The sequence below is a fragment of the Notoacmeibacter marinus genome (genome assembly GCF_002238045.1).
In the GTDB taxonomy this organism is placed as follows: Bacteria; Pseudomonadota; Alphaproteobacteria; order Rhizobiales; family Rhizobiaceae; genus Notoacmeibacter; species Notoacmeibacter marinus.
Window position 1 is genome coordinate 866,184 of sequence record NZ_NBYO01000002.1, and the last position, 20,449, is coordinate 886,632.

A 20,449-nucleotide genomic window follows, 5' to 3' on the forward strand; every position below is an offset into this window, starting at 1 on the left:
CCCCTTCATATCCTGACCAGCTTCTTGCGAAGCCACAGAAGGACGATCGCGTAGAGAAGAAGGATGACGAGAAGCGCGACGGCAATCGTCGACGCATAGCCGAAATCGAGTTTTCGAAAGGCGGTGGTGAAGATGTAGGTCGAGAGGATCTGCGTCGAATTGGCCGGGCCTCCGCCGGTCATCACGTAGATCAGATCGGCGAAATTGGCGATCCAGATCGTCCGCAGCATCACCGTAATGGCGATCATGGGCGCCAGAAACGGCAGGGTGATCTTGGTGAAGCTCTGCCAAGCGGTCGCGCCGTCGATCTCCGCCGCCTCATAGAGTTCGCCGGGAATGGATTGCAGGGCGGCCAGCAGGGTGATGGCGAAAAAGGGCACGCCGAACCAGATATTGGCCGCGATCGGGCCCCACATTGCAAGCTGCGGGTCGCCGAGAATATTGTAAGGTTCCGACAGTATGCCGAGCGCCGCCATCCAGTGCGGCAGCGGCCCGATCACCGGATTGAAAAGCCAGGCCCAGGTCAGCGCCGACAGAAAGGTGGGAACCGCCCAGGGCAGGAAGACGAGCGCCTGAAAGAGCTTCTTGCCGAAAAAATCCGTGTTCAGCAGAAGCGCCAGTCCAAGGCCGAGCAGAAACTGGAAGAGGATCGACCAGAACGTCCAGAAGAAGGTGTTTTCCAACGCGATCCAGAATTTGCGGTCGCTCCAGAGCTCTGCATAGTTCTGAAGGCCCACCCATCCGGTATCGAAAGGGTTGAGCAGCGCGATGGACTGGAAGGAATAGGAGATGCCGACAATGAGCGGCACCATCATCACCGCGCCGATCAGGACGATGGCCGGCGACAGATAGAAAAACGGCTCCACCAGATATTGAAGGTAGAGCGAGCGCCGGGCCCGGGTTGCCCCGGGCACGGCGTTGGCTTGAGCGCGAGCGATCACTGCTTCGCTTTCCACTTGGCGTATTCGTCGGTGAGGAACGCCGCCCACTCATCGGCGATGTCCTGCGCGGTTCGCTGACCAAGAAGCGCTTCCTGGCTCGATTCCAGAACCACGCTGTCGGCGAAGAAGCCGAACCGCTCCAGATAGGTCGGCATGACGGTCGGGACGTATTCGTCGCCATTGAGGGTGTCGAACCAGCCCTTGAACTGCTCGGTCTTGAAGTACGGATCCTGGTCGGCGCCCTCGTGAACGGGAATAACGCCGACGCGCTTGGCCCAGGTCGCATTGGCGTCGGGGCTGGAAAGATGCGCAACGAGGTTCCAGGATTCATCCTTGTGTTCGGTCGACTCGAAGATCGACCAGCCGACGAAACCGATTGTCGGGAAAGCCTGGCCCGACGGGCCGACCGGCATCGGGATCACCGCGAAGTCTTCCTCCGGCATCCGTTCCGCCACTGCGATCAGAGCATCGGGGTCCTGGTCGAGAAAGGCGCAGGTTCCCGAATAGAAGCCGGCGACGATTTCGTTGAACCCCCAGCTGACACTGTCTCTCGGCGCATGGCCGTTCTGATAGAGATCGATCAGATACTGAATCCCTTCGACCGAACCGGGCTCGTTGATGCGCGACTTGCCGTCTTCGGTGAAGAACTCGTTGGTGCCGTTCATGGCGGCGGCCATCATGACCCAGGCGTTCAGCCCGCCCGGCCCACCGCGAAGGCAGTATCCCGATTTTCCGTCGAGCTCGGATACGGCAGCGGCGGCGGCCTTGAACTCCTCCATGGTCTTCGGCGGCGCTTCGACGCCGGCCTCTTCGAGCAGCTTCTTGTTGTAGAACATCGCCCGCAGATAGAAGCCGTAGGGGATCATATAGAGATCGCCCGCCTGGGTGCCCATGTCGATGGTCTTCTGGGTCAGCGTGTCGCCGTGCTCCCAGTTCTCGACGAGGTCGCCGAGCTTGGCGAGCTGGCCGGAACCGGCATAAAGCGCCGCCCAGCGATCCGGCATCTCGACGACATCCGGCACGTCACCGCCGGACACCATGGTCGCCAGTTTCTCGAATGCGCTTCCCCAGGGCAGCGAGACGATCTCGACCGTCACGCCATCATTGGCGGCTTCATATTCGTCGACCAGTTTTTGCAGCACCTCGGTGCGTTCCGGACTGGTGATGACTTCGACCAGCTTCAGCTTGGTCTCAGCCAGCGCTACCGACGCCGTTGACGCCAGCAGCATAGTGGCCAAAAGGCCCTTCAGCAGTTGTTTCATGTCGACTTCTCCTCCTAGTGATGGTGATCGGATTGGCGGTCAGCCTGCTGTCACGCTGCTGTTCAGGGCATCCGTGAAATCGCGCCAAAGGTCCTCGGCTTCCTCAAGTCCGAGATTGAGCCGCACCAGATTCGGCGAAACGCCGAAGAACCGCATGGAATTGTGGTCTCCCGCCTGGGCGATTCCGACCCGTGCCGGAAGCACGAGGCTTTCAAAGCCGCCCCAGCTCACGCCGAGCCGGAAATGTCGCAGTGCGTCGCAGAATCGCGGAATATCGACGGTGTCATCGAATTCGATCGACATCAGCCCGGATCGCCCCTCAAGGCATGGTGCATCGCCCTTGCCCGGCGAATGGACGCGGCGCACCTGCGGAACTTTCGACAAGCGCTCGACGAACAGATTGGCGGTCGCTTCGTGCTGCTTCATTCGCGGAACCAGCGTGCGCAGGCCGCGGGTCAGAAGGAACGCCTCGAACGGAGCGAGCTTCGCGCCGAGAAGCGGCAGGGTGAGATCGCGAATGCGCGCGACATGATCGTGCGAGGCGACGACCACGCCGGCGACCGTGTCCGAATGGCCCGATATGTATTTCGATGCCGAATGCAGCACCATATCGATACCGAGAGATAGCGGCCGCTGGAGAACGGGGCTTGCCCAGGAATTATCGATGACGCTCAGCGTTCCGTGTCTTCGGGCATGGCGGGCGACGGTCGACAGATCCATCGGCTCGAACACGACGGAGCTGGGACTTTCCAGATAAGCCAGCCTGACGCCGTCCAGAAGCTGTTCGTCCTCTTCGAAGCGCTTCGGGGGATAGTAGGCGATGTCGATGCCGAACGGGCGCAGCAGCCGCTCCATCAGGCGAAACGTATCGGGATAGACATGTTCGACACAGGCGACGCGGTCGCCCGGCTTCAAGAAGGCCAGCAGCGTGGATGTGACCGCCGCCATTCCCGAAGCGAACGCTACCGCTTCATCGCCCGCTTCGGCCTTTGCCATCAGTTCCTCGAACGCGGCGACGGTCGGGTTTTGAACTCTGGTATAGATGGCGGCTTTGGTGCGGCCGGCCATGCGGTCTTCGAAATCGCTATAGGTCTCGAAAGCGAAAAGCGAGGTCTGGACGATCGGCGGCGTGATCGCTCCGCCCGCGCCGTCGAAGGCGGCAGCCAGCAATGTCGCAAGTTCGGGCGTCAGGCGATCAGACATCCGCCGTTCCAATCACCTTGCGGATTTCGGCCTCCACCATATCCATGATCCGGCTCATCACGCGCGTCGCTCCGCCCTCGTCCCCTGCGACGATCGCTTCGGCAAGTTCGGGATGGAGCGGAATGGTGTTCTCGCCAAGATGAGGCTGACCGAACGGGGCCTCGTAGATCTCGTTAAAGGCGGCCTGAATTTGTTGGATCAACTGGTTGAATAGTGGGTTGCCGCTCGCTTCCTGAATCGCGCCATGGAAACGATGATCGGCCGGTCGCCAGTCTTCGCCCGCCTCGAATGAGGCCATCAGTTCGGCCACGCGCGCGGCAATGATACGGCAGTCCCGATCGGTGCGATTGCGGCTGGCCAGCCGCGCGCTCTCGATCTCGAGGGGCCGGCGAACCGCATGGGTTCGCAGCAGGCTTTCCGCCTCGAGCTTCAACGTCAATGGCAGATGGATGGCGTTGGACGACATCTCCGCGGCAAGCCGCGTGCCCGCCTTCTTGTTGCGAACGACCAGGCCCATATTCTGCCAGGCCGTCAACGCTTCACGAACCTTGGCGCGACCGATGCCGAGCCGACGGGCGATCTCGATTTCCGGCGGCAGACGATCGCCGACCGTCAGACCGTTGGCCTCGATCATGTGCGACAGCGCGTCCAGCACATCCCGGCTCGTGCTACCCGATGGCAACGCCTCGAGCGCATCGCCGATGCTGTTTACAGCTGTTCGATTTGCCGATTTGGCGGCCACATTCTTCAACGTCCGAGTCTCCCCTACCGGATGAAGGGAGCATGTCATTAATGTCAGACAAAATCAAGTATAATGTCAGACATTAATTTAGACGTGGAAAATCGGCCAGTTTCAGCTGTCTACAGCACGGTACGGTATGCCCGGCAGGCTTTGACGGAATGCCGGAGCCAAGCCTGCCTCGACGGGTTGCTGCTGCTGCAATAGCGTGAGTGTAATCTCTTCACGAATCGCTTAGCGTCCTGTCACGACGACTTGCATATTGCGCATCGTGAGTTCACACCGAAAGCAGATCGCTCGCTCCTGTTCGATGCCGCGCGTCGAGGAGATCGAGAGGCAGGGATAAGCCGATACAGAACCCTCTCCCAGAAATTTACCTCTTGATATGTTATAACATAACATCTACCAGCGAGCCGGAGACCGGTTTTTGGAAGAGTGTTATGCGACGATCAATCATTGCGGCAGTTGCTATAGGGGCGGATCCGATGTTTCGCGGTGCGGCCGGCGAAAATTCGAAACGACTCCTTGTCGCCGTGAACTCTCGAATGAAATCCCGATCGATATTCCCGACGGAGGGCTGGTCGGAATGATGCGCGCGGCAGAATTGCACATCGATGAGGCCTGCTGGTCACCATCTCGTCACGCCGCGCCGGTCCTCCATCCGGTCCAGCTGAGGCTAGCGGCGGGCAGCGTCCTGGGCGTGGTTGGCGCCAATGGCGCCGGCAAGTCCACGCTTCTGAGGCTGATCTACCGCTACTACCGCCCGCGAAGCGGCCGTGTCGCGATCGACGGCGTTGACATCTGGTCCATGCCGGCCCGTATCGCGGCTCGAAACGTGGCGGTGGTTCTTCAGGAACAGGCGGTCGACTTCGCCTTTACCGTTCGCAGCATCGTCGATCTCGGTCGCACGCCGCACCGTCCGGGTTTTTCCTTTTCCACACCGCGCGACCGCGACATTGTGGAAAGCGCTCTCGAACGGCTCGATATCGCCCATCTTGCTGCAAGACGCTTTGGCTCGCTGTCGGGCGGAGAGCGCCAGCGGGTCATGGTCGCGCGGGCGCTCGTCCAGGAACCGGCGCTGCTGGTGCTCGACGAGCCGACAAACCATCTCGATATCCGCCATCAACTGGAAATCATCAATCTGATCCGCGATCTCGACATGACAGTGGTTGCGAGCCTCCACGATCTGAACATGGCGGCCCTGGTCTGCGACGATATCCTGCTGCTATCGAAGGGAAAAACCGTTGGCGTCGGCCCTCCGGACCGCGTTCTTGCCGATGACATGGTTTCCCTTGCATTCGGGATAAGAGCACGGCGCGAGCGGCTCATGCCGAGCAATATCGATCATTTCACCTATCAATTGTAAGGATCACAAGCGGTTATGAAACCGACGTTTCTTCTGGCTCTCGCGCTGACACTTATGGCTGGCGGCGCGGCTGCCGCGACCACCGTGAAAAGCTGCGACCGGACGATCGCCTTCGAAGAGCCGCCAAAGGCCGCCATCTCGCACGACGTCAATCTGACCGAGATGATGCTGGTGCTCGGACTGCGCGACCATATGGTCGGCTATACCGGCATTTCGGGCTGGAAGACGCTCGACGAGACGATGCGCCGCGACATCCGCGAGTTGCCCGAACTGGCGCCGAAATATCCGACAAAGGAAGTGCTTCTGAGTGCGGGCGCGGACTTTTTCTTCGCCGGCTGGAATTACGGGATGAAGGTAGGCGGCGAAGTCACGCCGCAAACGCTCGCGCCCTTCGGAATCAAGGTCTACGAACTGACCGAAAGCTGCATCCATATCGGCCAGAAGCCGAAAGTGTCGATGGACGATATGTATAACGACCTGCTGAACCTAGGCCGCATATTCGATGTCGAGGATCGGGCCCAGGCGCTGGTCGACGGATACAGGGCCGATCTGGCCGAACTGACTGCGGAGCTTGACGAAGAAAACGAACCCCTCCGCGTCTTCGTCTACGATTCCGGAGAGGATACGCCGTTCACGGCCGGACGTTACGCCATGCCGACAGCGCTGATCGAGGCAGCGGGCGGCGTCAACATCATGGACGATTTCGAAAAAAGCTGGGCGACGGTGAACTGGGAAGCGGTCGTGGAGCGCAATCCCGAACTGGTCGTCATCGTCGATTACGGCGAGGTGACCGCCGAACAGAAGATCGCCTTCATGAAGAACAATCCCGCGCTCTCAACCCTGGCCGCTATCCGCAACGATCGCTTCGTGGTGCTGGATTACGTCGAGGCGACGCCGGGACCACGAAATATCTCGGCCGTCCAAAAGCTCGTCGACGCCTTCTGGCCGAACTGACCCTTTGCCGGACCGGACACCAGAGCCGGCGGGCCGCACCCGCTCGATGCCGGCCGCTTGGGTCATGCGCATCCTGACCATATCCGGTTCCATGCTGGCGCTTTCGATTTCGCTGACGATCGCGATCTCGGTCGGCGCCGTATCCATTCCATGGAGCACGGTCTGGGGCGTGATGGTCAATCACATATGGCCCGGCGCGGTCGAACCCTCATGGCCAGCCGGGCACGATTCCATCATATGGCAGATCCGTGTTCCCCGCGCCGCGCTGGCCATGCTGGTCGGGGCGGGGCTCGCCATGGTCGGCGCCAGCCTCCAGGCGGTGACGCGCAACGCGCTCGCCGATCCCCACCTGCTGGGCATATCGTCCGGCGGGGCGTTCGGCGCGATTGTCGCTCTCCTTCACACCGGTCTCTTCCTCGGTACGATAACGGTGCCGTTGCTCGCTTTTCTTGGCGCGTTAGGAGCGACACTTGTCGTCCTCGGCGTCACGCGCCTTGCGGCGGCGGGAAGCGCCGACAGGCTCGTCCTTGCCGGCGTTGCCGTCTCCTTCATCGTCATGGCGTTGGCCAATATGCTGATCTTTCTGGGAGACCCCAAGGCGACCCATACGGTCGTCTTCTGGATGCTGGGCGGGCTCGGCCTTGCGGAATGGTCCCATCTCTTATGGCCGCTCGCCGCCCTTATGCTCTGCGGCGCATGGCTATGGGGCCGTGCCGGCGATCTCAACGTCATGACGGCGGGCGACGAAACCGCCATCACGCTCGGCCTTGCCGCCCAGCGCTTTCGCCTCGAAGTCTTCGTCGCCGGCGCGCTGATCACCGGTGTCATGGTCGCCTTTTCCGGCGTGATCGGCTTTGTCGGGCTGATGGTGCCGCATATTGTCCGCATGATCGTCGGCGGCGATTATCGCAAAGTGCTCCCCGTCTGCGCTCTATTCGGCGCTATTCTATTGCTTTGGGCGGATATCGCCGCACGCACGATCATGGCGCCGGAAGACATGCCGGTCGGCATCGTCACCGGTCTTGTCGGCGGGGTCTTCTTCATCTGGCTGCTGAGGCGACGGTCTATGGGCGCCAACGGATAAGGCTACTCTCAAAGGTTATCGCAATAGGCATTCGTCGCCCGTCCGGACCGTCCGTCGCCATCGACTTCGCCGAAGTCGTATCGGGCCAGTTCATCCGGCGTCATCCAGTGCATTCCATCGGCCGAGGCCGCAGTGAGGGTGAACCAGTAAAACTCCGGATCGATGCCGATATCGTCGTAATACCGCAAATAGTCGCGGTGGATCGGATCGCTTCTAGGCAGATCGGCTCCCTCGCCCAACTCGTCCTCGTCCCATGAGTGGACACCGATGCAGGCACTGGGTGCCAATCTCCGATTGACGCCAGCGAGAAACAGATCCGTTCCCCCGGAACTGACCAGCCCGCCTTCGGGAACGATCGTGTCGAGCCCCATCGAGCGCACCATGCGTGCAAGGATGAGATTTGCATCGTCATCCGCCGAGCCCGGTACATAAGCCAGGGTAAGAGACCTGGTTTGCGGATGCCGGCGGATCGCTTCGTTGAACGCATGAAGGGCGCGCTCATCGACGACGCCGTTGACGATGAGCGTATCGCCATCGGCGATGAAGACGACGGGATCATAGTCGTCCGCGCAGGCCGAGAGGCCGAAAGCCAGCGGCATCGCCAGCAGCGCCGAGACCATGGATTTCCATCGAATTCGAATATAGCAATGCAAATGGTTCACGCGTTTCGATGCCTCCGATGCAGCCGCACCAGGTTTCGACAACCGCCCGGCATCACCGGGCGGCGCGTCTCATGCTTATCGTCGACGATCACTTCGTCAGTTCCCCACCGACGCCGGCAACCAGCACCGTGACGAACAAGACGCCCGCGGCGACCGTCAACGCCACCGCCGTCGCACCGACGGCAGCGCCGCCAGCTATCGCTGCGCACTTCCCTTTCCGGCCGTCGCAGACATGTTTGCGTTCTACCGGTTCCGGCACGGCGGCATGCGTGCCCTGGCCCGTGGTGGCGCAGCCGCTGAGAACGGTGGCAATCGCCGCATAGGCAGCGAATTTGGAAAGGTGTCTCATATGTTCGATCTCCTTGAATTCGCAACTGGGCCGATGGAACCTTGATCTGGTTGGCCCTAGAATGGTTGACGAGTTCGTCAACGGCTTTTGATATGTTATAACCTAACAAAAGAACAGTCGTTACGGACGCTTTCGACCGATCTATCGAAACAGTCTTCGAGGCGTCGATGGCTCCGTGTTCGCTTGCATCGTCAAACCGGTCGAGGCCCTACTAGAATGTTCTCCATGCGGGTTTCAATCGCCCATTTTCGGTCTCCATACGATCTCCATCGACCGTCCATCGTCTTTGGACGCATTGCAGCGAAAAGTCCGCTCAGCGATGCGCACGCCCCTAGCCATGTCGACTTTGTAGCCCCTGTCGTCGATCTGGTTCGTGCGCATCGCGTCCCTGCCCTCACATGCGACATTGCCGAGGAAACGCCATGAAACCGTCTCGTATCGCTGCCCTTCTCCTCCTCTCCCTTTCCGTCGTCGCCTTTCCGCGCACAGCGTTCGCGACGGATACCGCCTATCCGATTTCCGATCTTAACCTGCGATCAGGACCGAGCACGCGATTCCCGGCCGTAGCCGTCATGCGGCGCGGCTCGCACGTGCATGTTCACGGCTGTATCAAGAATTATACGTGGTGCGATGTAAGTGCCGGACGCCACCGGGGATGGGCCGCCGCATCCTATCTCGACATCGTCTATAGCGGGCAAACCTACCGGGTTCCGGTCTATGCGGAACGGGCAGAAATCCCGGTCGTCCATTTCGAGATCACATCCTATTGGGACAACTATTACGACGACTACGAGTTCTACGACGAACGCGACCGTTGGTACGCCTATGATTGGGAAGAGGACGAAACGATCGTGATCATCGATGAGGATGATGAGGTATACATACTCGAATAGGCGACCGGACGCGGGCCAGTGAGCCGCCGCGTTTCCGGCAACCTGTTCTCCCATTAAAGGCAGAAAGTCATGGACAGCCCGGCAGTGCCGTCGTTCAATCGACCGATGAAGGTGTAATGCGGTGCTGCTTCGACGAGGCGCCAATCGCGCCGCAAACACTTCAGGCGGGAACGAAAGCATGAACAACGCCCTGATTCTCATCGTCGAGGACGAATCCGAGATCGCCGAAATCGTCAATGCCTATCTGAGCCGCGACGGTTTCCGCACGACGATCGCAGCCGATGGCGAAAGCGCGCTCAGCCAGTATCGTCATTTGAAGCCCGATCTCGTCATCCTCGACATCGGTCTTCCGAAGCGCGACGGCTTCGATCTGCTGACGGAGTTCCGGCGACATGGCGCAACGCCGGTTATCATGGCGACAGCGCGAGCCGAAGATGTCGACAAGCTTCTTGCGTTGCGGATCGGCGCTGACGACTACGTCGTCAAGCCTTTCAATCCTCAGGAGATCGTGGAGCGCGTCAAAGCCGTGTTACGGCGAACGCAGGGCCAGGCCGCAAGCGCCAGCCTGCTGCGCTGCCGGGGGTTGGAGCTGGACCGCAATGCCCATACGGTCTGCACGACGGACAAAGAGGGGCGGCCGCGGATCTCGACGACCCTCAGCGAATACCGCCTGCTCGAACATATGATACGCGCGCCACAGCGCGTCTTCTCCCGCGCCGAACTGCTCGACGCCTGCCTGCCGGAAAGCGACGCTCTCGACCGCACGGTCGACAGCCATATCAGCCATTTGCGCAGGAAGCTCCAACGCGCCGGCCTCGAAGGCTATCTTGAGGCTGTGCGAGGTGTCGGTTATCGGCTTGAGCCGACCACGTGATCGCGCGAAGCCTCCGATGGCGACTTACCCTTGCCATGGGCGCCGCGAGCCTGGCCGCCGCGATCTTTATTCTCTTCGGACTGACATTCTATCTGCTTCTCAGCGACGAACTGATGTACGAAGAGTTCATATTGGACGAAACCGTATCGGATGTTGGGGCACCCGAAGCCGCAATCGACAAGCGGCCGGATTCGCCTTCTGCAGATCCGCCGCAAGAAGAGACAGATTCATGGTCTGATATCTTGGCGATCATTCTGTTTGCTTTTGGTGGCTCGGCGATCGGCGGCCTCGTCGGTTATCGCTTCGCTCGCCGCATTTCCCGGCCGATCGAAGCCTTGGCCTCCACCGCGCGAAACTTGTCGGCCGGCGATCTCAGCGCGCGAGCCGAGTTCAAAGGCCGTCAAACCCTGGAGATCGAGAAGCTCGTTCACGATTTCAATTTCATGGCAGCCGAACTCGAACGGGCGCAGCGCGAACAGGCCGATAGCGCATCAGCGATCGCCCATGAGCTGCGCACCCCGGTGACGGTTCTCAGAGGCCGCCTTCAGGGACTATCCGACGGCGTGTTCGAACTCGATGAACGAACGTTGAACGGACTGATCGCTCAAACGGAGACGTTGAGCCGGATTATCGACGATCTGCGGACGCTGACCCTGGCGCGCAATGGACGGCTGGAACTCTGGCCGATCCGGACCGATCTCAGCCAGGAAGCGAAGATCGTGATGGAGGCGGTCCAGCCACTGGTCGAAGAGGCCGGCCTGGCCGTTCACTCCAACCTCGAGCCTGCTCCGGCAATCGCCGATCCGGAACGTGTCCGGCAGGCGATTGGCGCATTGGTGGAAAACGCCCAGCGCTACGCGTCCGATGGCGGCGATCTGACGATCGAATCAGGAACGGCGGACGGAACCGCCTTTGTGCGTGTCATGGATCGCGGTGCGGGGCTCAATAGAAAGGAGGTCGCGCGCATCTTCGACCGTTTCTGGCGGGCAGACCCTTCACGTTCGCGAGCCTTCGGCGGTTCCGGCCTCGGCCTGGCGGTGGTCCGCAGCATCTGCCGGGGTCACGGTGGCGAGGCGACCTATGCCGACCGGCCGGGCGGCGGCGCAATATTCGAGATCGCGCTTCCCGCCGAAGAGGAACGATAAGAAAGAGCCACGTGCTCTGGCGTCGCAAACAATCGGGCTGGAGACGCCTCGCTCCATCTTTCCTCCATCTTACTCACACAGCCGCCCAATGGTCCGCTGCTAGATGACCAGTGCGCCGGGAGCCCGCCCGGACAACCATCTTACAGCAGGAGCTTGCCCCCATGTTTGCTACAACTCTCTCACATGCCACGAAACTCGGCCTGGCCGGCCTTACGGCATTGGCCGCCTTAATGGCAACATCGCCAGCGATGGCTCAGCAGGAAATAAGAATGATCTTTGCCGAGATCGATACCGATGCCGATGGCGCCATCTCCGAGGATGAACACAGCATCGCGTCCAAATCCTACGCGTTCGCGCTGATGGCTGATGAGCCCAGGCCGTGCGATTTTGGAACGTTCGAGGAGCTCTTCTACAGCCAGAGCGTCTACAGCGATGATTTCGACGATCTGGATACCAATGGCGACGGCAGTATCGCCTTCGAGGAAATGCGGGTGGCTTACGTCAATAGCCGCAGTGACGAGTTCATCGGTTTCGATACCGACAGCAACGGATTCCTGTCGCCGGAAGAATACCGTATGGCCCTGATCGATCTGGAACGGGCCGTCGACGTTCTGCTGTCGCAGTCCTGCGACGGTGAAAGCGTTGTCGCCTGTCCCGGCGAGCCGACCGACGACGAACCGACATCGGCCGAACGAGACGATCCGGCCATCGAGGACGAAACTGTCGACGTTGCCGATCAGACTGGCGAAGAGAGTGAACTTCTCTTCGAACCCCGGGTCATGTTCGCGGCGGTCGATGAGAACCGGGACGGTCGGATCAGCTATCAGGAATACATCGAAAACTGATCGGCGAAGTCGATTGGCGCCGGCACGCTTGGGGCACTGATCGAAGGATCAGTGCCCCGAAACCGTTCGAGTGCGATAAGCCGCGCGGTTTGCATCGACGGAACCTGGCCATTTACCAATTGTCAGCATGGCCATCGGGCCATCACTTGCGACCATTCATACAAACCAGCCGGCGGGCGAGCGAGCTTACTGGTTCAGGGCATTGACCACGTTTCGCCGAATTTCGTTCGCCGCGGCTTTCTGGGCTTTCATGACGTCGCTGTCGGTGGTCAAGGGGATATCGACGCTTCTGGCCCAGCGGTTGGTACCCGTGGTCACGTCGACGAGCTCGACCATGACGTGCAGGAGTTGGTTGTCCTTCAGGACGTGGCCTTGAAGCACATAACTGACATCCATCTCGCCCCCGAACTTCTGAACGTCCACCATCTGCCCCCGGTATGGCTGCGTGGCTGCATGGGATCGGACGGCGAGCCCTTCGACACCGGTTAGTTCGGTGATAATCTCGGCCGTCAGGCTCTCCGAGACAGCGTCCGCAGCAAGTGGCGTCCCGATTTCCTGCAGGGGAAACACTGCAATCGAAGGCTCGGCATCCGCAGAGAACGTTGCAGCGAAAGCTTGGGTAAAAGGCTGCCGCACTGCATCGACCGATAGCGCCACTGCCAAGGCAGAGGCAAGGAGGGCCGCAATAGGCAGCCATTGCTTCCGGATGCCTATTCGACGTGTCATCGGAGCGAGCGAGGCAATCCGCCGGCTCGATGCGGAAATGAGATTGCCACGAGGCGTGCTGGAGCCTCGCAAGTGCGGCCCGGTAAACGTCTCGACCGGTTCGGAACCTGGCGTGTCATCGCTCTTGTGACCATTGGCCGATGGTACCATCGCATAGGCGCGATAGCGCCGCTGGCCGTCTGCCGCAAGTTGCGATCCAAGGAAATGAAAGCGGTTGGCGTCCTGCATACTCAGCGACTCATAGACGGTACCGGATATGGCAATGGTCGCCAGTTCCGGCAGCTTCATCAGATGTCTGGCTTCAACGACCGCAGGTCCATGCAGATTGTCGCCCTCAAAATGGAGCGTATCGATGTGGATGCCTATCGAGGCCGACATTTTGGCGTGAGTATCCCATGTCGCGACGACATCCTCGACATTCGCCTGGATCGCGAATGCCGCCCCTATAGCATCGCTCGCACTCTGGAATTCGGCAATGACCGCATGGTCGTCGGATGCAACGATCCGACCGACGAAATCGGGGAGCGTCGATTCCACCGTGCTCCTGAGCAAAGCCGTTCCGGCATTCGGCGACGAAGCAAAGCCAGGATCGTCGGCAAGTTTTTCGGAACCAGGGCGCACCGTGCAGGCCAAAATAACACTTATCCGCTGTCCGTCCTGTGTTGGCGCGAAAGCAGGAGCCGTTCCAGCGGCCAGCGCATCCTCCTTCCCCGAAAGTCTCTCGCCAGTCCGCCGGAAAACAGGAACATAGCTGCCTTTGGGCAGGTCCACCACGAGTTCGTGGTCGCTGCCGGTAGCCTTGTAGAACTTCTCAAGACGCGAGCGTAGCCGCCCCGCTTCGACCCGGACGACGGAACTGTCGCGCGGATCGAAATCGTGGCTTCGATCGAAGACTTCCTGCGCGATCACCAGTTCCTTGAGCGTTGCCGCACGCCCGGCAAGCGTTTCTCCCACAATGAATTGCAAAAACGCACATAGGCGGCGCGACTGACGAAACTCGTCGCTGGCAACGATCCTGTCCAGCTGGCGATGAATGGCATCTGCGGAAAAAAGATCGAGTGAGGCGCATTTCGGCTGAGGGTCGCTCGAAGCGGGTGAGGCATCCGCCAACCGATTCGGAAGCATGGCGCCAGCCTCTACGACCGGTTTTTCAACGTCGGTGTCTGCTGTTCCAGGAAAGCGACGGCGATCTGACGGCGGTTCACGACGTTTCAAATGTGTCACTTTCCATATGCGTAACGGTTTCAAATTGAGCGGCGACGGTCAGAGGGTTCCAGCAAAAGTGGGCGTAAATACAGCATCGCTTCGGAGCGGTGGTTAGAACCGTTTCGGCTAACCGTAAGCTCTCGTAAGCACCACATTTGGCTCACAATTCCCCCAGAGTCTCCTTGTTGCGCAACAGGATCGACCTGTCCGCGCCATATCCCAGAGAGCACGCTCTCAGGGTCAAGAAACGGGGACGATAGCAATGGGTCTGGACTTCCATCGAGCGGCGAACCTGCGAGGCCGGGATATCGCCAATAAGACAGATTTGACCCTGTCGGGCACGCGGGGGCCAAAGCGGGTACCGATTCATCCACGGGTGCTTCGGATACCGGTGAGCCGGCTCCGATAACGGCGTCGAGCCGGACGACGCGAAAGCCGGAGAAAAGGCGCCAGAGTATCGGCTGCCCACGATTTTGAAACGGGGCTCTTCGGCCTTCCCCTTTGAAAAACGACCGACCCATCAATCGCTTTTGCTGACTGCAGAAGAACAGAGAAGGTGCGCAATCCGATGCAGCCGACCACTCAGACAAAACCGGCAAGCTCGTTCCGCACCGATGGGGTCGCTCTGGATCGGGCCGTGCATGTCTCACCCGGCACGGGCGCCGATCTGTCCCTCAGGAGCATTCTGGCGCATTGCCGCTCGGCGTTTCTCGGCGTCGCGCTTTTCAGCTGCATCATCAACCTGCTGATGCTCACGGGACCGCTCTTCATGATGCAGATCTACGATCGCGTCCTGACAAGCGGCAGCATACCGACACTCATTGCCCTGCTTCTGCTGGTAACCGGTCTCTACATTTTCTACGCCCTATTCGAAGTCCTGCGCTCCCGTATCCTCATCAAGGCCGGCGAGTATCTCGACCAGCGACTTTCGCCGACGGTTTTCCAGACCATCCTCGCACAGCCGTTGGAAGGGCGCTCGCAAGAGCGGTCATCGTCGCTGGTGCGAGACATGGATACGGTCCGCAAATTCCTTTCAGGCACAGGTCCCCTGGCATTCTTCGACATGCCGTGGACGCCGATCTTCCTCGCCGTCATTTTCGTCTTTCATCCTGTTCTCGGCCTGATAGCTGCCGGCGGAGCGGCAATCCTGCTGGCCATCGCCATTGTGAGCGAATTCATCAATCGCGGTCTGGTGGACGAAGCGTCGGTCCTGCAGGCGCGCCGCAGCCATATGGCCGGCAGCAGCCAGAAGAACGCCGAAACGGCGCGCGCCATGGGCATGACCGGCGAATTGGAGCGCCGGTGGAGCGAAATCGCTTCGACCTATCTGCAATTGAACGGTCGGGCGAGCAACCGTACCGGCGTCCTATCATCGGTCACCAAGGCGCTGCGCCTCTTCATGCAGTCGGCCATGCTTGCCGCGGGCGCCTGGCTGGCGATCTTGCAGGAGGTATCGCCGGGAACGATCATCGCCGCATCCATCATCCTGTCGCGCGCCCTTGCGCCGATCGAGCTGGCCGTCGGCAATTGGCGCGGCTTCCTGGCCGCGCGGCAGAGTTCGCAGAGGCTGAAATCTCTTCTGAAGCGACCCGAACACAGAGCGACAACCGCTTTGCCGGCGCCATGCAAGACATTGCGGCTTTCCGGCGTGGCGGTCAGTCCGCCAGCATCCTCTGCGCCAACGATCCTGGGAGTGGATTTTACGCTCAACGCCGGTGACGCGCTCGGAATTCTCGGGCCGAGCGGCAGCGGCAAATCCACCCTGGTGCGGGCCATGGCCGGTATCTGGCCAACGATCCGCGGAGATATTCGGCTGGACGGCGCCATGCTGGAGCATTGGGATCCGGACAGGCTCGGGCCTCATATAGGCTATCTGCCGCAAAGCCTCGATCTTTTTGCCGGTTCCATCGCCCAGAACATCGCCCGCCTCGATCCGGCGGCGAGCGACGGCGATATCATCGAAGCGGCAAAGCTGGCCGGCGTCCACGATCTCATCGTCAGCCTGGCTGAGGGATACGACACCGAGATCGGCGAAGGTGGCCACATCCTTTCCGTCGGCCAACGCCAACGCATCGGCCTGGCCCGCGCGCTCTACGGCAAGCCGTTCCTGATCCTGCTCGATGAGCCGAACTCCAATCTCGACCAGGCTGGCGAGAAGGCCCTGACCAAAGCCATCGAGACGATGCGGAGCCATGGTTCGATCGTCGTAGTGGTGGCGCACCGTCCGAGCGCGGTCGAGGCCGTCAGCCATATCCTGATGATCGATCGCGGCCGCCAGCTCGTCTTCGACACCAAGGACCGATTGAACCGCACGCGCGAAACCGCTGCCGGCCTCGTCACGCCGGTCACGGCAGCGGCAGAGTGAGGGGAGCAACGGCGATGAGCGGAAAAGCCACCGATAAGAGCGTAAGCCTCGGCGCGACGGATCGCACCCAAGGGGATGCGACAGCCACATTTCGCGCAATACGGCACTATCTGGCGGTAGGCGCAGCACTGGCCGTCGCGCTCGTCTTCGGATTTGGCGGCTGGGCGGCGATGGCGTCTTTGTCGAGCGCCGTCCTTGGCAGCGGCCAGGTGGCTGTCGAATCCAACATCAAGCGTGTTCAGCATGCGGAAGGCGGGATTGTCGCGGAGATCGCTGTCGGTAACGGCGATAGGGTCGAGGCGGGACAGTTGCTTATGCAGCTCGACGGCACGGCGATAAAGGCCGATCGCGGGATCATCGCGGGCCGTATTGCCGAACTGTCGGCGCGCCGGTCGCGATTGCTGGTGGAGCGGAACGGCGGGGACGAGGCGGCCTTAAACAAAGCGCTGGCCGATATATCCGCAACCAGGGACCGGCACGAGATCGTCGAAGGCGAGCGCAATCTCTACCGGGCGCGCCGACAGACGACGGATGGCCAGTCCGACCAGTTGCAACAGCGAATCGGACAAATCGGAGAAGAGATCCAGGGACTTCGAGCTCAACTGGCCGCCAAATCGAGCGAACTGGAGCTGGCGGACAAGGAGCTCGATATTCTGAGCGGCCTTGAGAAGAAGAAGCTGGTGACGACGCGTCAGCAGATGGCAGCCGAACGTGAGGTGGCGCGTCTGAAGGGCGAAAAGGGCGAACTGGCCGCCGCCATTGCCCGCGCGAAAAGTCGCATCAGCGAAACCCGCATGCAGATCTTTCAATTGCGCGAGGAATTCCACGAAGAAGTGCTGGAAGACCTCGGCAAGACGGAGACCGCGCTGTCCGAACTTCTCGAGCGAAAGGTCGCTGCCGACGATCAGCTGCGACGGCTGCAGATAAAAGCGCCGCAATCGGGCGCCGTCCATCGCCTTGAAGTTCATACGGTAGGCGCGGTCATCGCACCGGGCCAGGAGATCATGCAGATCGTGCCCCACGACGAACAGCTGATCGTCGAGGCCAAGGTCGCGGCCACCGATATAGACCAGATCGCCGTCGGGCAGGACGCAAAGATCCGCTTTACCGCATTCAATCAGCGTACGACGCCGGAAGTGGACGGCACGCTTTACTCGATCGCCCCCAATGTCTCCGAAGACGAACGCACCGGAGCCCAATATTTCCTCGTTCGGTTGCGACCGACCGAAACCGTGTCGAACCAGCTCACCGAGACCGCCCTGACGCCCGGAATGCCAGCCGAGATACTGGTCCGAACCGGGTCCCGAACAGCCCTCAGCTATCTCACGAAACCGTTTGCCGACCAGCTCGTGCGAGCGTTTCGGGAAGAGTGAGGGTTCCCCCAACGGCCTGCATGAGGCGGGTCGTACTACGAGGCCATCTTCAACCTTAGGAGGATAGAATGGCTAATCCGACTGCACATGAACAATACATGCTCGAACTTGTGAATGCGGCGCGCGCCGATCCGGCAGCCGCTTCACAAAAGTATGGTTTCAACCTCGGCAACAATTCCGACAAACCCCTCGAACCGCTTGCCATGAACAGCACGCTGCTCGAGGGCGCGCGGGGCCATTCGGCCTGGATGGAGCGGACCGATACCTTCTCCCATACGGGTGCTGGCGGCTCGCAACAGGATGATCGAGCGGCGGCCGCTGGCTGGAAGGGCGGGCCAGTCGGCGAAAATATCGCGGGCTCCTGGTCTTCCGGAATGACGAATGTCGACCGGCAGGCCGTCGTCGACGAGGCCCATGTCGGCCTGCTTCGCTCTCCCGGCCATCTGGCCAATATTCTTAACCCCGACTGGAGCGAAGCCGGAATCGGCGAGGTGACGGGCGACTGGGTCCAGAACGGCCAGTATTACGACAAGGCCTTCCTGCACACCCAGAACTTCTCCGATCAGGGAAAGCATTACCTGACGGGCGTTGCCTTCGACGACAACGATGACGACAATTTCTACGATATCGGCGAAGGTCTCGCCGGCATTAAGGTCGAAGTGGTCGATAAGGCCGGGAAAAGCGTCGAGACGACCACTATGGACGCTGGCGGTTACCAGGTTGCGTTGGCTGACGGAGACTATACCGTCCGCTATTCTGGAGGAAAACTGACCGGCGTGATCGAGAAATCGGTCACCGTTGACGGCAAGAATGTCAAGGTCGACATCAATAGCGATCTGGAAACCCCTGCCACCGCTTCGACGACGCCGGCGACCACACCGACCCCGGCGGAGGGCGAGCCGACCACCCCTGCCCCGACGACAACCCCGGCGGAGCAGACGGCAACGCCTGGCAGCGGCACGACGCCACCGACCGACCAGACCGCAACGCCCGGCAGTGGCACGACGCCGCCGACGGACCAGACCGCCGGACCGGTCGAGACACCCACGACGACTCAGCCCGATGGTGCAACCCCGGTTACCGCGCAGCCGGGGACCGAAACGCCTCCAACGACAACTGCCGGCGCCGGGTCGGAACGTCCCGATAGCGACGATCCCGGCGTTCTGTTGAATTGGTTGATGGACCAGATCTTCGCCGATGGCGCAGATGCAATTCGGGCAGGGTCCGACGCAAAGCCGGGTCAGATCGCGTTTCCGGACATCGATTCGTTCTTTGCGAACGGATCGCCGTCGGAAAGCGGTCAGGCCGGTGAACAGCGCGATGTCGCTGGTTGCGGCATGAGCGCGGACCGGATGGACATGGACGATATGCAGGACAACGATCCGTTCGGCAGCATCGCCAATGACGCCATGCCGTCCTGGCATCTCTTCGACGACATGATGGTCGCCTGACGAAGACAACGGCGCCTTTGCCGATAATAAGATGGACGGCGGCCGGCAAATCCGGCCGCCGTCTTTTCGGGTTCCCACCAGCACCGGGCCGGCCAATATGAGCAACCGGACTTCGCCTTAGACGCCCTGTTTCGAGGTCAGCGGTTCTGAGCGCTCTTCATCGCGGATGATTGGACCTTCGAAGCCTTGGTCACGAGCGTGGATCGGTCCATGCCCGAGCGACGAACGACCGCCGAACTGGGTGAGCTGATGCGAAAGCGTGGAGGCTCGACATGATTGTCAGCGAAAATTACGCGGGAAATGACATCGCGTGCGGTCCTGAGATGTAGTGCCAGAACAACAGTGTTCGCTGCCGCCACATCGCCGTTATCAAGCCGATGCAGAACGGGTTCGTGGAGAGTTTCAATGGCCAGATGCGTGACGAACTGCTCAACGAGACCATAGTTCTCAATCTAACCGATACCCGTGTGGTGATCGCAGCCTCGGCAGCTGGCGACAAGATTGCGCCTCCCCATTCGGCACTGGACTATCAACCGCAGACCGATATCGCGTGGACTTCGACCGACGCAATCGCTGGTCCCGCCGCGCGAGAAGAAAGCTCCGTCCGTCGGGCGATTGCTCAACCCCCGCCGAGCGGCGCGTCGACACTAACCGAACTCCGGTCGCAGGTTCAGTGGCAGGTCAGGGTATCTGACACCGTCAGCATGGCATGTTGGGAGGATGCGACGCGCTTATAAATGAGACGAAGACTGTTCCTTGATATGCGCCGGCGTGACCAAATCAGATCGTTGTCTACGGCTGGCAGAGCGGCTGCGGTATGCCGGCAGGCCATACCTCGCGCGGACACGGCCGGGATAGCGATAATCTGGGATTTCAGCGATGTCGGCGTTACCGATGCGACATCTGGAGGTAGTTGTATTCTTGGGGGAATGTTTGGTTGCGGGGGTAGGATTTGAACCTACGACCTTCAGGTTATGAGCCTGACGAGCTACCGGGCTGCTCCACCCCGCG

At 60.6% G+C, this 20,449-nt stretch carries 17 protein-coding genes, 1 tRNA gene and 1 pseudogene; 11 read left to right on the forward strand and 8 right to left on the reverse strand.

Features of this window, described 5'->3' with window-relative positions; translation table 11 throughout:
• Nucleotides 1-5 precede the first annotated feature (5 nt).
• Genes B7H23_RS12235 through B7H23_RS12250 form a run of 4 tightly spaced genes read right to left on the reverse strand, consistent with a single transcriptional unit; the run spans nucleotide 6 to nucleotide 4,148 of the window.
• Nucleotides 6-914, reverse strand: coding sequence for a carbohydrate ABC transporter permease (locus tag B7H23_RS12235; protein ID WP_240535097.1), 909 nt, complete (start codon nucleotides 912-914; stop codon nucleotides 6-8).
• A 23-nt stretch (nucleotides 915-937) separates the two neighbouring features.
• Entirely contained in the window at nucleotides 938-2,194 is a 1,257-nt protein-coding gene (locus B7H23_RS12240) for an ABC transporter substrate-binding protein (RefSeq protein WP_420814486.1), read from the reverse strand.
• 48 nt (nucleotides 2,195-2,242) lie between these two features.
• Complete coding sequence (locus tag B7H23_RS12245; protein WP_094077651.1) at nucleotides 2,243-3,406, reverse strand: PLP-dependent transferase; 1,164 nt, start codon at nucleotides 3,404-3,406, stop codon at nucleotides 2,243-2,245.
• Entirely contained in the window at nucleotides 3,399-4,148 is a 750-nt protein-coding gene (locus B7H23_RS12250) for a FadR/GntR family transcriptional regulator (protein WP_240535098.1), read from the reverse strand. The genes B7H23_RS12245 and B7H23_RS12250 overlap by 8 nt, the downstream gene beginning before the upstream one ends.
• A gap of 583 nt (nucleotides 4,149-4,731) precedes the next feature.
• On the opposite strand from B7H23_RS12250, the gene B7H23_RS12255 reads away from it, so the two are divergent.
• The 3 genes from B7H23_RS12255 to B7H23_RS12265 all read left to right on the forward strand — a co-directional run bounded on the left by B7H23_RS12255 (nucleotide 4,732) and on the right by B7H23_RS12265 (nucleotide 7,549).
• Nucleotides 4,732-5,511 carry an ABC transporter ATP-binding protein gene (locus B7H23_RS12255; protein ID WP_338044353.1) on the forward strand — a complete coding sequence of 260 codons (780 nt, stop codon included), beginning with the start codon at nucleotides 4,732-4,734 and terminating at the stop codon, nucleotides 5,509-5,511.
• A gap of 15 nt (nucleotides 5,512-5,526) precedes the next feature.
• Nucleotides 5,527-6,465 (forward strand): ABC transporter substrate-binding protein, encoded by a 939-nt coding sequence (locus B7H23_RS12260; protein WP_094077653.1) that lies wholly within the window; start codon nucleotides 5,527-5,529, stop codon nucleotides 6,463-6,465.
• A 64-nt stretch (nucleotides 6,466-6,529) separates the two neighbouring features.
• Nucleotides 6,530-7,549 carry a FecCD family ABC transporter permease gene (locus B7H23_RS12265; protein ID WP_206608899.1) on the forward strand — a complete coding sequence of 340 codons (1,020 nt, stop codon included), beginning with the start codon at nucleotides 6,530-6,532 and terminating at the stop codon, nucleotides 7,547-7,549.
• An 8-nt stretch (nucleotides 7,550-7,557) separates the two neighbouring features.
• On the opposite strand, the gene B7H23_RS12270 is transcribed toward B7H23_RS12265, so the two are convergent.
• The gene (locus B7H23_RS12270; RefSeq protein WP_193791515.1) at nucleotides 7,558-8,169 is read right to left on the reverse strand and encodes a COG3904 family protein; all 612 of its coding nucleotides are present in this window, start codon (nucleotides 8,167-8,169) and stop codon (nucleotides 7,558-7,560) included.
• A 130-nt stretch (nucleotides 8,170-8,299) separates the two neighbouring features.
• Entirely contained in the window at nucleotides 8,300-8,560 is a 261-nt protein-coding gene (locus B7H23_RS12275; RefSeq protein ID WP_094077655.1) for a hypothetical protein, read from the reverse strand.
• A 422-nt stretch (nucleotides 8,561-8,982) separates the two neighbouring features.
• On the opposite strand from B7H23_RS12275, the gene B7H23_RS12280 reads away from it, so the two are divergent.
• The 4 genes from B7H23_RS12280 (at nucleotide 8,983) to B7H23_RS12295 (ending at nucleotide 12,317) form a co-directional block, all read left to right on the forward strand.
• On the forward strand, nucleotides 8,983-9,453 hold the full coding sequence (locus B7H23_RS12280) for an SH3 domain-containing protein (RefSeq protein WP_158215834.1): 471 nt from the start codon (nucleotides 8,983-8,985) through the stop codon (nucleotides 9,451-9,453).
• A gap of 178 nt (nucleotides 9,454-9,631) precedes the next feature.
• On the forward strand, nucleotides 9,632-10,327 hold the full coding sequence (locus tag B7H23_RS12285; RefSeq protein ID WP_094077657.1) for a response regulator: 696 nt from the start codon (nucleotides 9,632-9,634) through the stop codon (nucleotides 10,325-10,327).
• Nucleotides 10,328-10,362: 35 nt separating this feature from the next.
• The gene (locus B7H23_RS12290; protein WP_094077658.1) at nucleotides 10,363-11,472 is read left to right on the forward strand and encodes an ATP-binding protein; all 1,110 of its coding nucleotides are present in this window, start codon (nucleotides 10,363-10,365) and stop codon (nucleotides 11,470-11,472) included.
• 161 nt (nucleotides 11,473-11,633) lie between these two features.
• On the forward strand, nucleotides 11,634-12,317 hold the full coding sequence (locus B7H23_RS12295; protein WP_094077659.1) for an EF-hand domain-containing protein: 684 nt from the start codon (nucleotides 11,634-11,636) through the stop codon (nucleotides 12,315-12,317).
• A 186-nt stretch (nucleotides 12,318-12,503) separates the two neighbouring features.
• Here B7H23_RS12295 and B7H23_RS12300 read toward each other — a convergent pair whose 3' ends face one another.
• Entirely contained in the window at nucleotides 12,504-14,258 is a 1,755-nt protein-coding gene (locus B7H23_RS12300) for a hypothetical protein (RefSeq protein WP_143534769.1), read from the reverse strand.
• A gap of 559 nt (nucleotides 14,259-14,817) precedes the next feature.
• On the opposite strand from B7H23_RS12300, the gene B7H23_RS12305 reads away from it, so the two are divergent.
• From B7H23_RS12305 to B7H23_RS16355, 4 genes and pseudogenes are all read left to right on the forward strand, one after another.
• A complete protein-coding gene (locus tag B7H23_RS12305; RefSeq protein WP_094077661.1) occupies nucleotides 14,818-16,614 on the forward strand; it encodes a type I secretion system permease/ATPase in 1,797 nt (598 codons plus the stop codon).
• Nucleotides 16,615-16,628: 14 nt separating this feature from the next.
• Complete coding sequence (locus B7H23_RS12310) at nucleotides 16,629-17,987, forward strand: HlyD family type I secretion periplasmic adaptor subunit (protein WP_094077662.1); 1,359 nt, start codon at nucleotides 16,629-16,631, stop codon at nucleotides 17,985-17,987.
• A gap of 98 nt (nucleotides 17,988-18,085) precedes the next feature.
• Nucleotides 18,086-19,438, forward strand: coding sequence for a CAP domain-containing protein (locus B7H23_RS12315; protein ID WP_206608900.1), 1,353 nt, complete (start codon nucleotides 18,086-18,088; stop codon nucleotides 19,436-19,438).
• Nucleotides 19,439-19,791: 353 nt separating this feature from the next.
• Nucleotides 19,792-20,175: pseudogene (locus B7H23_RS16355) on the forward strand (integrase core domain-containing protein); the annotation flags it as partial.
• A 197-nt stretch (nucleotides 20,176-20,372) separates the two neighbouring features.
• Here B7H23_RS16355 and B7H23_RS12325 read toward each other — a convergent pair.
• A tRNA-Met gene (locus tag B7H23_RS12325) sits at nucleotides 20,373-20,449 on the reverse strand.

What these genes read in the sequence shown, in the direction of transcription:
- B7H23_RS12285 (WP_094077657.1), top strand. Translation starts at nt 9,632, where the DNA reads ATGAACAACGCCCTGATTCTCATCGTCGAGGACGAATCCGAGATCGCC.
- B7H23_RS12260 (WP_094077653.1), top strand. Translation starts at nt 5,527, where the DNA reads ATGAAACCGACGTTTCTTCTGGCTCTCGCGCTGACACTTATGGCTGGC.
- B7H23_RS12305 (WP_094077661.1), top strand. Translation starts at nt 14,818, where the DNA reads ATGCAGCCGACCACTCAGACAAAACCGGCAAGCTCGTTCCGCACCGAT.
- B7H23_RS12245 (WP_094077651.1), bottom strand. Translation starts at nt 3,406, where the DNA reads ATGTCTGATCGCCTGACGCCCGAACTTGCGACATTGCTGGCTGCCGCC.
- B7H23_RS12270 (WP_193791515.1), bottom strand. Translation starts at nt 8,169, where the DNA reads ATGGTCTCGGCGCTGCTGGCGATGCCGCTGGCTTTCGGCCTCTCGGCC.
- B7H23_RS12265 (WP_206608899.1), top strand. Translation starts at nt 6,530, where the DNA reads ATGCGCATCCTGACCATATCCGGTTCCATGCTGGCGCTTTCGATTTCG.
- B7H23_RS12310 (WP_094077662.1), top strand. Translation starts at nt 16,629, where the DNA reads ATGAGCGGAAAAGCCACCGATAAGAGCGTAAGCCTCGGCGCGACGGAT.
- B7H23_RS12290 (WP_094077658.1), top strand. Translation starts at nt 10,363, where the DNA reads ATGGGCGCCGCGAGCCTGGCCGCCGCGATCTTTATTCTCTTCGGACTG.
- B7H23_RS12275 (WP_094077655.1), bottom strand. Translation starts at nt 8,560, where the DNA reads ATGAGACACCTTTCCAAATTCGCTGCCTATGCGGCGATTGCCACCGTT.
- B7H23_RS12255 (WP_338044353.1), top strand. Translation starts at nt 4,732, where the DNA reads ATGATGCGCGCGGCAGAATTGCACATCGATGAGGCCTGCTGGTCACCA.
- B7H23_RS12295 (WP_094077659.1), top strand. Translation starts at nt 11,634, where the DNA reads ATGTTTGCTACAACTCTCTCACATGCCACGAAACTCGGCCTGGCCGGC.
- B7H23_RS12315 (WP_206608900.1), top strand. Translation starts at nt 18,086, where the DNA reads ATGCTCGAACTTGTGAATGCGGCGCGCGCCGATCCGGCAGCCGCTTCA.
- B7H23_RS12280 (WP_158215834.1), top strand. Translation starts at nt 8,983, where the DNA reads ATGAAACCGTCTCGTATCGCTGCCCTTCTCCTCCTCTCCCTTTCCGTC.